Annotated in this window: 12 protein-coding genes; 5 read left to right on the top strand and 7 right to left on the bottom strand. The window is 63.4% G+C overall.

Annotation, left to right across the window (positions count from 1 at the left end):
- Positions 1-381 precede the first annotated feature (381 nt).
- Complete coding sequence (locus tag CJU94_RS41010; protein WP_157763820.1) at positions 382-522, bottom strand: hypothetical protein; 141 nt, start codon at positions 520-522, stop codon at positions 382-384.
- A gap of 95 nt (positions 523-617) precedes the next feature.
- On the opposite strand from CJU94_RS41010, the gene CJU94_RS41005 reads away from it, so the two are divergent.
- On the top strand, positions 618-827 hold the full coding sequence (locus CJU94_RS41005; RefSeq protein WP_157763819.1) for a hypothetical protein: 210 nt from the start codon (positions 618-620) through the stop codon (positions 825-827).
- Positions 828-1,042: 215 nt separating this feature from the next.
- Here CJU94_RS41005 and CJU94_RS30180 read toward each other — a convergent pair whose 3' ends face one another.
- Both CJU94_RS30180 and CJU94_RS30175 read right to left on the bottom strand, forming a co-directional pair.
- The gene (locus CJU94_RS30180) at positions 1,043-1,783 is read right to left on the bottom strand and encodes a CbtA family protein (RefSeq protein WP_095422236.1); all 741 of its coding nucleotides are present in this window, start codon (positions 1,781-1,783) and stop codon (positions 1,043-1,045) included.
- 11 nt (positions 1,784-1,794) lie between these two features.
- A complete protein-coding gene (locus tag CJU94_RS30175; protein WP_095422859.1) occupies positions 1,795-2,028 on the bottom strand; it encodes a CbtB domain-containing protein in 234 nt (77 codons plus the stop codon).
- 251 nt (positions 2,029-2,279) lie between these two features.
- Between CJU94_RS30175 and CJU94_RS30170 the strand changes: the two genes are divergently transcribed.
- The gene (locus CJU94_RS30170) at positions 2,280-2,867 is read left to right on the top strand and encodes a histidine phosphatase family protein (RefSeq protein ID WP_095422235.1); all 588 of its coding nucleotides are present in this window, start codon (positions 2,280-2,282) and stop codon (positions 2,865-2,867) included.
- Between the two features lie 23 nt (positions 2,868-2,890).
- Here the strand turns inward: CJU94_RS30170 and CJU94_RS30165 are convergent, their stop codons facing one another.
- The 4 genes from CJU94_RS30165 to CJU94_RS30150 form a co-directional block, all read right to left on the bottom strand.
- The gene (locus tag CJU94_RS30165) at positions 2,891-3,331 is read right to left on the bottom strand and encodes a hypothetical protein (protein WP_095422858.1); all 441 of its coding nucleotides are present in this window, start codon (positions 3,329-3,331) and stop codon (positions 2,891-2,893) included.
- A gap of 102 nt (positions 3,332-3,433) precedes the next feature.
- Entirely contained in the window at positions 3,434-4,447 is a 1,014-nt protein-coding gene (locus tag CJU94_RS30160) for a hypothetical protein (protein ID WP_095422234.1), read from the bottom strand.
- 19 nt (positions 4,448-4,466) lie between these two features.
- Positions 4,467-5,825 (bottom strand): MFS transporter, encoded by a 1,359-nt coding sequence (locus CJU94_RS30155; RefSeq protein WP_095422233.1) that lies wholly within the window; start codon positions 5,823-5,825, stop codon positions 4,467-4,469.
- Complete coding sequence (locus CJU94_RS30150; RefSeq protein WP_095422232.1) at positions 5,822-6,898, bottom strand: hypothetical protein; 1,077 nt, start codon at positions 6,896-6,898, stop codon at positions 5,822-5,824. Before CJU94_RS30150 ends, CJU94_RS30155 begins: the two co-directional genes overlap by 4 nt.
- A 380-nt stretch (positions 6,899-7,278) precedes the next feature.
- Here CJU94_RS30150 and CJU94_RS30145 point away from each other — a divergent pair, with 380 nt between their 5' ends.
- The 3 genes from CJU94_RS30145 (at position 7,279) to CJU94_RS30135 (ending at position 11,448) form a co-directional block, all read left to right on the top strand.
- Entirely contained in the window at positions 7,279-8,181 is a 903-nt protein-coding gene (locus CJU94_RS30145) for a LysR family transcriptional regulator (RefSeq protein ID WP_095422231.1), read from the top strand.
- 86 nt (positions 8,182-8,267) lie between these two features.
- On the top strand, positions 8,268-9,785 hold the full coding sequence (locus CJU94_RS30140; RefSeq protein WP_095422230.1) for an ATPase domain-containing protein: 1,518 nt from the start codon (positions 8,268-8,270) through the stop codon (positions 9,783-9,785).
- Positions 9,786-9,789: 4 nt separating this feature from the next.
- The gene (locus tag CJU94_RS30135; RefSeq protein WP_095422229.1) at positions 9,790-11,448 is read left to right on the top strand and encodes an ATP-binding protein; all 1,659 of its coding nucleotides are present in this window, start codon (positions 9,790-9,792) and stop codon (positions 11,446-11,448) included.
- Positions 11,449-11,470 lie beyond the last annotated feature (22 nt).

The following is an 11,470-nucleotide window of genomic DNA, read 5'->3' as shown; positions in this document are numbered from 1 at the left end:
TTTGATGCACACACACCGTATAGGGACCACCAAAAACGAAAAATCCGACAATTCCTATATTTGCGACTTACTTACGCACACTCAAAATGTGATCCGGATTTACGGCTGCACGATGTAGGAATGCACAACAGGAACTGTCAGAATTAGCGGAACAGACCAGAAGAAATAGCGTACCGGGAGATGCGGGTACGACAATGCTGATCGATAGAACGCAAGAGAAAAGGAGGAGTGCCATGAAGGTCACCCCGGAAGGTAGGTATCCAGATAGTAGTACGGATTTATATTCTTAAAACTGATGCACCTCGCATCGTCAAGTCACTTGCTGCGACGATAAGGGTGTGTGCAAAACGTTTCACTGCGCGACGTCAGGAAAATCACACCCTATGATTTTTCCTTCCGTTCCCACCCGATACCTGTCCGCACCGCCTCAAGCGTGAGCGTCGCAGGCGTTTGCGCGATGCGCAGCGTATCGAAGAAGTATTTCCAGCGCGTCGTGTCCTGGCCTTCCATCACGTGCGACACGCAGAGCACGCCCTTGAGCGATCTTCAGACGTGTGTGTACTCAAAGACCAGGCACTGAAGTCGGTTCCGTCCTGGATGCTCCACGATGGTGAATCATGAGCGTACGACTTGAGGGGCGCAAGGTTCGCACTGAAAAGCTGATCGATTACTTCCGGGGCAACGCGAATGAGTTTGCGATGCTTCAGGAGCATCCCGTCGCGAATTGTTTGCGAACGATTTTCCCCCACAATATTCCCCACAAAACAGATGTCACGGTCGGATTCCAGCCAGCGCCGAGTCCAACACGTAAACATCTGACCTGTTGAAATTAAACAGAACAGATGTTTGTAGGTGTATTGCGTTGCGGGAAAATTTTATCCACAGTTTTTGTTCAGAAGCCTGTGGATAACCGCCCCACAACAACCCCAACTCCTTGATGCACATACCTTCTTGACCACTGCGCGAGAAGCGAAGAGCGAGGGGCAAAGCGCCGGCCTCAGAGCGCAGCCACCCAAACCGGCTGCGCTCCGCACACCCACCGTCAGGCCGACTCCACCGCCGACCCCCCGCCCACCCGCATAAACGCACCCCGCTCGACAAGCGCGCCGAACAGCAGTCCAATCGTCGTCCACATGATCGCCTGCATACCGAGCGCCGCCACACGGAACTTCCACAGCAGCACCGCCGGAAAAGCCTCCGGCACTTCGTTGATGGCCGGCATCGACAACTGCACGGCGGCGATAATCACAACGAAGACCAACCCCGCCACAATCGAGCCATTCCACGCGCCGAGTTTCGCGGCCGCACGGCGTCGGACCTTGAGCGAAAACACCATCGCGGCGAGCGAGATTGCAATCATCAGGAAGAACAACCCCGTGCGCATTCCGATTGTGTCCGGGTCGCCGACCGAAGGCGGGTTCGCCGGATACTTCAGGTTCGGAACGACCGCCAGCGCAATGAACGCGCCGAGCGCCAGCCACGCGGACAACGCGCGCGCGCTCAATGCCCCAACCCACCCATACGCGTAAGCGAACACCAGCGAGAACAAGCCGCCAAATGCCGCACCGTAAACCACCACACCGGTCAACAAGCCAAACCCGCGCTGTGTATCGCGGCTCACCAGTTCAGGTTCGGGCGCCTCGCCTTTCGCGGCATCGGCCTTTTCTTCGAATGAAATCGCCTGATTGACTTGCGGCTCGCCCACCACGCGGGCGAAGCCGAACGTGAGCAGTCCCGCGGCGATGCCTGCGAGCATCCCGCGTACCAACAATTTACCGACCATGTTCGACTCCGTTAGTGGCAGGGAAAGCCGAGCAGATGGCGGCCGTCGTGCACGAACTCATGCACGTACATGCCCGGCAACAGCGATGTGGCGCCCTGTTCCGCACCCACGAAGTAAAGCGCAAGCAACAGCAGCAAACCGCCGAACACGAGCCACGGCAACAACTCGCGCAGCGGAATCGGCGTGGGTTGAGCAACGGGTTGGGAAGCAGGCTGGGAAGCGGAATTGAAAACTGCTTCAGTCATGATGGACATCTCCTGGGGTTACGCGCCCCGATAGTCATTGGTCATTGCAGAGGGATGATGCGAAGCTCAGGTCTGGCTTTCGGCTTGGGCTGCCGATTACAGTGGCGCGACCGCGCCGGGCTTTCACCGGCTTCCGCGCTTCGCAGTCCGGCTATTCTACGCGCTAAACTCCGGTACCCAGCAACCCCGGGCGTGCGCTTCGTACCCAACCGGCGTCCGGCTTCGGCGTAGCCTCACAGGAAATGAACAGAATGGACACACGGCTGCTGATGATCAGCCACGCTTCGACCGCCGCCCAGCGCGCAGGCCGCTTTCCCGCCGATGACCCGCTCGACGCCAGCGGCCTCGCCGAAGCCCATGCCAAGCGCACGTGTCTGGCGCTCGCCGAAGGCACCGCAGCTTATGTCAGCCCGGCCGTCTGCGCGCGCGACACGGCAACGGCATTAGGCCTCGCCGCGTCGGTGGCGCTCGGGCTGGCGGACATGAACTACGGTAAATGGCACGGACGGCGGCTCGCCGACCTCGCTGCCGAAGCGCCGCAAGAACTCGCCGCCTGGACGCGCGACCCCGGCGCCGCGCCGCATGGCGGCGAGTCGTTCAGCGAACTGGTGAAACGGACAGCAGCATGGCTCGATGCGCTGAATGGCGCGACCGATCTCGGATCAGCCCGTACGCGCGACGTAATCGCCGTGACGCACGCGTCGGTGATGCGGGCAGCGATTGTGTATGCGCTAGGAGCATCGCCCGTGGTGTTTTCGCGCATTGAAATCGCGCCGCTTTCAATGATCGAACTGCGGCATGCATCGCGCGGCTGGACATGGTGGCCGGCGTCGCATTAGCCGCTTTCGCGAGGCAACCCGGCTTACTTACCCGACACCACCAAACGCAACTTGTTCGAGCCCGTCGGCGTCACGGTAATGTCGGTCCGCTTGCCCTTCGCGCCCAGATAGAAGTGCTGGCGTCCCGGTGAGTTCTGGTCGTGAGTCGCGTCGGGCAGACACGACGCGACGTCCGCCGCGACCGCTTGCAGCGCATCGGCATTCGAACCGGCGTCGTGATGGGGCGTCCACGTGCATTGGTAGCTGCCATGGGTCGCGGAACATTGCGCGTCGTCGCCGTAGGGTTGCGCGACGCCTTTGCCGTCGTCCGGCGTCAACGCGGCGAGGCCGCCCGGCGCCGCCGCCACGATGCGTTTCAGCGATGTGCAAGGGCTAGGCGCATCGTCGGCACAGGCGCTGCACGGCAGCAAGACGCCTAACGATGCCGTGGCAAGCGTGGCGGCGAACAATCGGGTTCTGGTCATGTCGGCGCGATCCTCGAAGTGACTCACAGGGGGCATGAACCGAGGTAGCACGCTTCGTGCCCATGCACGCCGGGCGTTCACAAAACACTTCAGCACCCCGTATCACGGACCCGTGCCGAACAAAGCAGCCAGCCCTTCAGGCGACGCGAAAATCCCCTTGGCATCATGCCCAACGCCATCGATCACAAACGTCCTGTGCGTCGCCAATCCTTCCGGATGTCGCACCGTCATATAGCGCGCATACGCGAGTCCGCGCCCGAGCCGGTGATTGCCCTGCGTTTGCGCGGCGCATGAACGGTCGAGCGCGGGATGCTGCGGATCGCAGTCCGCGCCGCCGAGCAGCACGGTGACGTCACGCTGCGCGTAGCGCGCTTCGAGAGCCGCAGCGGAAACAGCTCTGCCCGCGTCACATGCATAAGCCGGCAGATCTTCGAGGCCGTACTTCCAGCGATTGAACGACGGACATGCCGCCCTATCGAACTCCGCAAACGAGCCGGACGCCACGGGCCTCATTGCATCGAAGTACACATACGACGATGGATTCGCGACCACGTAGCGCAGCGCAATGCCACGCGCGGTGAGCGGTGCCTCGCTGCGCGCCACCACCGCATAGCGCTGCACGACCTGGGCGCCGCCCGAGTGCCCGGCGATCACCACCTCGGCGAGCGACGCGAACTGCTCACGCCAAGCGAGCGTATGCAGAATGGCGTCGAGTACATCGAACGAACTGATCGGCGCGGGGCCTTCTGCGTTTTCGCCGCCCATCCAGCCCGTCCAATCCCAATGCAATGTGGACGGCGGCAGCGCATGCGCTTGAACATCCGCGGTCGCGAGAAACTGCGGCACGATCAGCAGCGTATCGGCCGCGCTGCCGCCGGCGAGCGCGCACGAACGCTGGGCGAGGTCGAAGTAGGTGTCGCCGTTGCGCAGGCGCCCGTGAATCAGAATCACGGCGCGTCGGACTTCGCGCGTCGGCGCTAGCCAGTCGCCATTCGCAAACACCGGCACGGTGCCGCTGCCGGCTGGCGTCGTGACGTTCAGATGCCGGCTCGCGACGGCCGCAACCGGACGTTCATTGGGCGCGCGTTCGTCGTCCGTGATCAAAGGCTGGGTCATGCAATACGCTCGTGGTTGATCAATGAGTGGCGGGCCTCGCCGCCGCGCCGCCCGAGATGCGTCCGGCGCGCGTGAAATACACCATGGCGAGCGACACGAAGCCGGCGAAAATCAGGTAAAACGCGGGCGTCAGGCTGCTGTCGGTCACGCGCGTCAAGCCGGTGATGGTGAGCGGCGCCATGCCGCCGAACAGGGTTACCGCGATGTTGTAGGAGAGCGCCACGCCCGCGGAGCGGCTGCGCACCGGGAACAAGGTCGCGAGCATGCCCGGATGCGCGCCGGACATCGCGGCGAGAAACACGGTCGCGATCATCTGCGCGATGAAAAGATGTCCGGACGTCGGGTTGGTCACGACGAAGTGATAGAGCGGGTACACGCAGACCATCCACGCGATCACGATCGGATAGAACAGCCGGTAAGCGCCGTAGCGATCGGCAAGCTTGCCCGACAGCGGGAACAGAAACAGATTGAGCACGCCTGACACGAACGCGCCGAGCAGCGCGGTAGAAAGCGGCAGATGCAATTGCCGCTCGACATACACCGACAGATACGAGTGCCACACGTAATTGGTCGCCGCGCCGACGATGATCACGCCCATCGCGCAGATCGCCGCGTCGCCGTTGTCACGGAAGAACTGGCGGATCGTGACGCGCGGCGGTTTGTCCTTACGGTCGAGCAGGCGCTCGAACTCCGGCGACTCGGCCACGCGATGCCGGATATAGAACCCGAACGGCCCTGCCAATGCACCGAACAGAAACGGCAGACGCCAGCCCCACGCCACGAGTTGCTCATGCGTGAGCTGCGTGGTCAGCAGATAGCCGACTCCGGACGACAACAGCAACGCGAACGCCTGCGCCGACATGTTGAAGCTGCCATAGAACATCTTCTTGTGCGGCGGCGCATACTCGACCAGCATCGCCGACGCCGTCGCAAACTGTCCGCCCACGCAGAGCCCTTGCAGCAGGCGCGCAAGCACCACCAGCAACGGCGCCGCGATGCCGATGCGCGCATAACCCGGCGTCAGACCCATCAGCAAGGTGCTGGCCGCCATCGAGATGATCAGCAGCGAGAGCGCCTTGCGGCGCCCGGCCCGGTCCGCGTAGATGCCGAGCAGAATGCCGCCGACCGGCCGCACGATAAAACCGACGGCGAACGTGGCGAGCGTCAGCATGATCGACACGAATCCGCTGCCGCCAGGAAAGAACACCTGCGCGATGATCTTCGCGAAGTAACCGTATATCAGGAAGTCGAACCACTCGAGCCCGTTGCCGAGAACGGAGGCGAAGATCGCGCGCCGCACCATCACGGGACTCAATGCGTTCGAGGCGTCGGCGCCGGACACGGCATCGTCGCGTTGATTCAAGATCGCTTCGCTCATTGTTCGCATCCCTGAGTGTCGAACATCGCTGCGAGCGCGCAGACCGACGTCAGCATGCGTGCCCCGTCGTGCCCCACGCCCGGCACGATGTGAAAGCGCTGCTTCAGGCCGTCCGGGTGGCGCGACTGCATATACCGGTAGTACGCCTCGGCGCGCGCGACACGTTGCGGCCCTTGCGCTTGCGCCGCGCAGGTTCTGTCGAGCGCGCTCTGCTGCGGATCGTCGTCCGCGCCGCCTACCAGGTAGTCGATGCGGCGCGCCGCATAGGTCGCTTCGAGCTGCGCGGGGGTGCGGTCGTCGAGATAGGGCGGCCGGTTGTCCATGCCATATTTCCATTGATTGAAGTCAGGGCATTGCGCGGCGTCGAACGGCGCTGCAACGCCTTGCGCATTGGGCCGCTGTGCATCGAAATACGCATAGGTGGACGGACTTGCCACCACGTACCGCACGTCGATGCCCTCACCGGTCAGCGCAGCGATGTTGCGCCCCGCGACGGCGTAGCGCTGCACGACTTGCCCACCGCCGGAATGCCCGGCGAATACCACGTGCCGCAGATTGGGAAACAGCTTGCGATCGGCAAGACGCGCGACGATCGCGTCCAGCACCTCGTAGGAACTGATCGGCAGCGGAGCACGCGCCGCTTCGCCGCCCATCCACGCATCGCCGGTCCAGCGCAGCAGATCGGCGGGTTCGTCATGCACGCGGGTGTCGAGCGTCGCGAGGAATTGCGGTGCGATGAGCAGCGTGGCGTCAGGGTCCGCATGCGCTGCATCCCGGGCATTCTGCGCGGTGCGGAAGTACACGTCCGCGTTGCGCAGCTTGCCGTGAATCACGATCACCGCGCGCGTCACCTGTGGCTGCGCAACGTTCCAATCCTGCGACAGATACAGCGGAAATTGCGCGCGCCCTTGCGGCGTGTCGAGCGTCAGGCGCGTATCCGAGATCGTCGCCACCGGCTTCAGATGCGGCTCGTAAGCATGGACCGCGAACGCGGGTTGCGCGAGCGCCATCAGCAGTGCGGCGCCCGTGGTGGCGCACGGCATCCCGAGACGTCGTGAAAGAGTGAAGATCATGCGGCTTGCTCCTGACTACCGTGCACTGTCTTTAACGCGGCGCATCGTCAAATCTGTCGTTGAAAAAATCGACTACTCAGAACCGATGCCGGATACCGGGCGTCACGCCGGTCTGGTTGGGACGGAACCATGCGCGCCACTCGCCACTCGCCACTCGCCACTCGCCACTCGCCACTCGCCACGGCCAGCGTAGCCGCCGCACATTGTTTTTTCACACCCGTCTCCTTTGATTCTCTTTTATGTCGCGATCGGCTCGATGCGATGGACGTGATCGTAGGATCGATCGTGGTAAATGTAAAATACCTATTCTTTGCACCATCCATATTTAATGAATATGGCAGCGAGCAGACCATCGAGCGCAGTCCGGGAGACGGAACACCATGGAATTGCGGCATCTGCGTTACTTCCTGGCGGTGGCCGAAGAAGGCCAGTTCACGCGCGCGGCCGAACGGCTGGCCATGCAACAGCCGCCGCTCTCCCAGCAAATCCGCACGCTGGAAGAAGAGATCGGCTTCGAACTCTTTGTGCGCATGCCGCGCGGCGTCACCTTGACGCCGGCCGGGCAGGCCTTTGCGGAAGACGCGCAGCGTTTGCTGCAGAACCTGCAGCAGTCGGTGGACAGAGCAAGCCGGATTGCGCGCGGCGAGCTCGGCACGATTTCGATCGGGCTGACGAGCTCCGCGGCGTTCCATCCGTTCACGACCGAGGCGATCCGCGCTTTTCGCGCGGTGTGTCCCGAGGTCGCCGTGGAGCTCGCCGAACTCAATGCGGCGGAGCTCATCGAGCGCCTCGCTGCAGGGCAGATTCAGGCGGCGTTCTTACGCAAGCCGGTCGACGCGCGCGAAGGCGTGGCCTTCGAGCTGCTTCTCGACGAGCCGATGGTTGTCGTGTTGCCGGTCGGCCATGCCTTGCTCAAAGGCAGGAAGCGGCCGCAAGTGCCGCTGAGAGCGCTCGCGCACGAAGACTTCATTCTGGTCCGCCGCCCCGGCGCGCCCGGCATGTATGCCGATATCCTCGCGGCATGCCGGCAAGCAGGCTTCGTCCCGCGGATCGCGCGTGAAGTGCCGCGCATGGTGTCGGGCATCAACCTCGTTGCGGCGGGTCTGGGCGTGACGCTGGTGCCCGCGTCCATGCAACGTTACGACCCGGTGGGCACGGTCTACTGCACGCTCGCCAATCCGTCGAAACTGAGCGCGCCGCTGCATCTCGCCTACCCCACGGCATTGCATAACAGCGCGGCCGCACGCTTCATTCAATTGGTGATGGCGCGCGCCGGCGCGTGACGCCAGCACGCGCTGGGCACGCAAATTGCGTTCTCGGCGTACCGGCTGGAAATGCTCGGCCATACCTTGAAGCCATACGCCACGCCATGTCAAACAGACACGACGCCGACACACCGACCCGCCTGTCCTCCGGAATCGATGGAATCGACGACATCCTCGGAGGCGGTCTCACGCCACATCGCATGTACCTGATAGAGGGCGCGCCCGGAACAGGTAAAACTACCCTGGCCTTGCAGTTCTTACTCAAGGGCGTCGAAGAAGGCCAAGGCGGCTTGTACATCACGCTGTCCGAGACCCGCTCCGAGTTGATCTCGGTGGCGGACAGTCATGGCTGGGACATCAGCCGGTTCACGATTCTGGAACTGCTCTCCGACGAGGGCCTCGACCCTCAGTACGAGCAGACCGTGTTGCACCCGGCGGAAGTGGAACTCGGCGAGACGGTGCGCAACGTGATCCAGCAGGTCGACGAACTCAAACCCGCGCGCATCGTGCTGGACAGCCTTTCTGAATTGCGTCTGCTGTCGCAGAACGCGCTGCGTTACCGCCGGCAGATTCTCGCGCTCAAGCGCTATTTCGCCACCCGCGCATGCACGGTGCTGCTGCTCGACGACAATTCCTCCGACCCGGGCGACGTGCAGTTGCACAGCATCGCGCACGGCGTGATCAGCCTCGACAATCTCGTGCACGACTATGGCGGCAACCGGCGCCGCGCACGCGTCGCCAAGATGCGCGGCATCAAGTTCCGCGAGGGTTACCACGACTTCACGCTCGACACCGGCGGCATCCACGTCTATCCGCGTCTCGTGGCCGCCGAGCACCACGCGGACTTCAACGCGGAGGTGGTGAGCACCGGCACGCAGGGCCTCGACGCGCTGCTCGGCGGCGGACTGATCCCCGGCACCAACGCGCTGATGATCGGCCCCTCGGGTGTCGGCAAGACCACCACCGTGGTGTCGTGCCTGATGGCGGCGCTCGAACGCGGCGAGCGGTGCGTCTACTACGTGTTCGACGAAACCCTCACCACGCTGATGATCCGCTGCGCGACGCTCGGCATGTATCTCGCGCCCCACGTGGAGAGCGGTTTGTTGACGCTGCGCCAGATCGATCCGGCGGAAATCTCGCCGGGCGAATTCGCGAGCGACGTGCGCAAGTCGGTCGAAAACAAGGGCGTCAGGTACGTCGCGATCGACAGTCTGAACGCCTATCTCCAGGCCATGCCCGGCGAGCGCTATCTGCTGCTGCAAATGCACGAACTGCTCGGCTATCTCAACCAGCAGGGCGTTGTCACGATGCTCGTGCTGGGGCAGCACGGCATTATCGGCGAGATCCAGAACGATATCGACATCAGCTATCTGAGCGACGTGGTCGTGCTGTTCCGCTATTTCGAACACCACGGCGAAGTGCTCACCGCCGTGACCGCGGTGAAGAGCCGCGCCAACGCCCACGAGCGCTCGATACGTCAGTTCCGTCTCGGCAGCGGCGGCGTGGAGGTGGGCGACGCGCTGCGCGACTTCGAGGGCGTGCTGTCCGGACTGCCGGCTTATCGTGGCAGCACCGCCCTGCTCGGGGCGACGAACCGCGTCATCGAAACGCCTGGGAAGTGAGGTCATGGAGCAACGCGTCCTTATCCTGGCGCCATTTGGCCGCGACGCCGAGGTGATTGCCGAAGTGCTGCGCAAAGATGACCGGACCTGCGTGACATGCCGGGATGCCGACGCGCTCACCACAGCGCTGGACGCCGGCGCGGGCGCCGCGCTGATCGCCGAAGAAGCGCTTGCGGGCGACCACGCAATGCGCCTGTTCAACTGGCTCGAACAGCAGCCGGCCTGGTCCGATTTCCCGTTCACCCTGCTTGCCGCCTCGCGCGTCGGCCACCGCTCGGAGCGCGGGCTGGAAGTGCTCGAGCGGCTCGGCAACGTGGTCGTGCTCGAACGTCCGCTGAATTCGGAAACGCTGCGGCGCGCGGTGGCCTCGTCGCTGCGGGCACGGGCGCGCCAATACGAGTCGCGCCGCCATCTGGCCGAACGGATCCAGGCGCAGGAGGCGTTGGTGCAGCTAAACGATTCGCTGGAGAGCCGCATTGCCGAGCGCACCCACGAACTCGCTTCTGCCAACAACCGGCTGATGATGGAGATTCACGAGCGCGCCAAAGTGCAGGCCGTGCTGGTGCAATCGCAGAAAATGGAAGCACTCGGGCAACTTACCGGCGGGATTGCGCACGACTTCAACAATTTGTTGAACGTCATCATGGTCAACGCGGAACTGATTGCCCGCGTGAGCAGCGACGAGCGCCTTCGCGGCATGGCCGCCACCGTCAAGCGCGCGACCGAACGCGGCGCGAAACTGACGGGCCAGTTGCTCACGTTCTCGCGCAACAGCAACCTCGACCTGAAAGCGGTGGACGTGGTGACGTTGCTGCAGGGCATGCGCGACATCATCACCGTGTCGCTCGGTTCGAGCATCCGCTACACCAACGAGTTCGACGGCGAAGAAATGTGGACCGAGGCCGACGCCAATCAGCTCGAACTGGCCATTCTCAATCTCGCCATCAACGCGCGCGATGCGATGCCGGCCGGCGGCCAGCTCGGGATTCGCGTGAAACAGCGCGAAGCGCCGGATCAGACGCTCGAAAGCGGCCCATACGTGGTCATCGAGGTCGCCGATACCGGTGCGGGCGTGCCGCCCGACATCGTGTCGCGCGTATTCGATCCGTTCTTCACCACCAAACCAATCGGCAAGGGAACCGGACTCGGCTTGAGCCAGGTCTACGGCATCGCCACGCAAGCGGGCGGCACCGCGCGTCTGTTCAGCGAGGAAGGCGTGGGCACCACGGTGGAGATCTGGCTGCCGTTGCGCGAACGCGTGGCGCCGCAAGCCGAAGCGACGTCGAATGCGGAAGCGAACGCGGTCGGCGAAAAGCGGGTGCTGGTGGTTGAAGACGACAGCGAAGTGCGCGCCATGCTCGTCGAGTCGCTTCGCATGCTCGGCTATACCGTGACCGAAGCCGCCGATGGCCGCGCCGGGCTGAACCGTCTGCGGGACGACAAGCCGGACCTGCTGATGGTGGACTTTGCGATGCCCGGCATGAACGGCATCGACGTGATCGCCGAAGCGCGCAAACTGCGCGAGGACTTGCCGGTGATCCTCGCGACCGGTTATGCGGACGTGGATATTTCCGGGCTGGCGGTGAAGCGCTGCACGATTTTGCGCAAACCCTTCCAGCTCGATGATCTGGCGCGCACGGTACGGCTCGGGCTCGCGGCGTGAAAAGGTTCGACGGAGACTCCCA

This window comes from Paraburkholderia aromaticivorans (genome assembly GCF_002278075.1).
GTDB lineage: Bacteria > Pseudomonadota > Gammaproteobacteria > Burkholderiales > Burkholderiaceae > Paraburkholderia > Paraburkholderia aromaticivorans.
Note: the sequence above shows the minus strand (reverse complement) of the source record. Positions and strands in the feature narration are given on the sequence as shown.

What these genes read in the sequence shown, in the direction of transcription:
- CJU94_RS30140 (WP_095422230.1), top strand. Translation starts at nt 8,268, where the DNA reads ATGTCAAACAGACACGACGCCGACACACCGACCCGCCTGTCCTCCGGA.
- CJU94_RS30165 (WP_095422858.1), bottom strand. Translation starts at nt 3,331, where the DNA reads ATGACCAGAACCCGATTGTTCGCCGCCACGCTTGCCACGGCATCGTTA.
- CJU94_RS30150 (WP_095422232.1), bottom strand. Translation starts at nt 6,898, where the DNA reads ATGATCTTCACTCTTTCACGACGTCTCGGGATGCCGTGCGCCACCACG.
- CJU94_RS30180 (WP_095422236.1), bottom strand. Translation starts at nt 1,783, where the DNA reads ATGGTCGGTAAATTGTTGGTACGCGGGATGCTCGCAGGCATCGCCGCG.
- CJU94_RS30160 (WP_095422234.1), bottom strand. Translation starts at nt 4,447, where the DNA reads ATGACCCAGCCTTTGATCACGGACGACGAACGCGCGCCCAATGAACGT.
- CJU94_RS30175 (WP_095422859.1), bottom strand. Translation starts at nt 2,028, where the DNA reads ATGACTGAAGCAGTTTTCAATTCCGCTTCCCAGCCTGCTTCCCAACCC.
- CJU94_RS41005 (WP_157763819.1), top strand. Translation starts at nt 618, where the DNA reads ATGAGCGTACGACTTGAGGGGCGCAAGGTTCGCACTGAAAAGCTGATC.
- CJU94_RS30145 (WP_095422231.1), top strand. Translation starts at nt 7,279, where the DNA reads ATGGAATTGCGGCATCTGCGTTACTTCCTGGCGGTGGCCGAAGAAGGC.
- CJU94_RS30155 (WP_095422233.1), bottom strand. Translation starts at nt 5,825, where the DNA reads ATGAGCGAAGCGATCTTGAATCAACGCGACGATGCCGTGTCCGGCGCC.
- CJU94_RS30170 (WP_095422235.1), top strand. Translation starts at nt 2,280, where the DNA reads ATGGACACACGGCTGCTGATGATCAGCCACGCTTCGACCGCCGCCCAG.
- CJU94_RS30135 (WP_095422229.1), top strand. Translation starts at nt 9,790, where the DNA reads ATGGAGCAACGCGTCCTTATCCTGGCGCCATTTGGCCGCGACGCCGAG.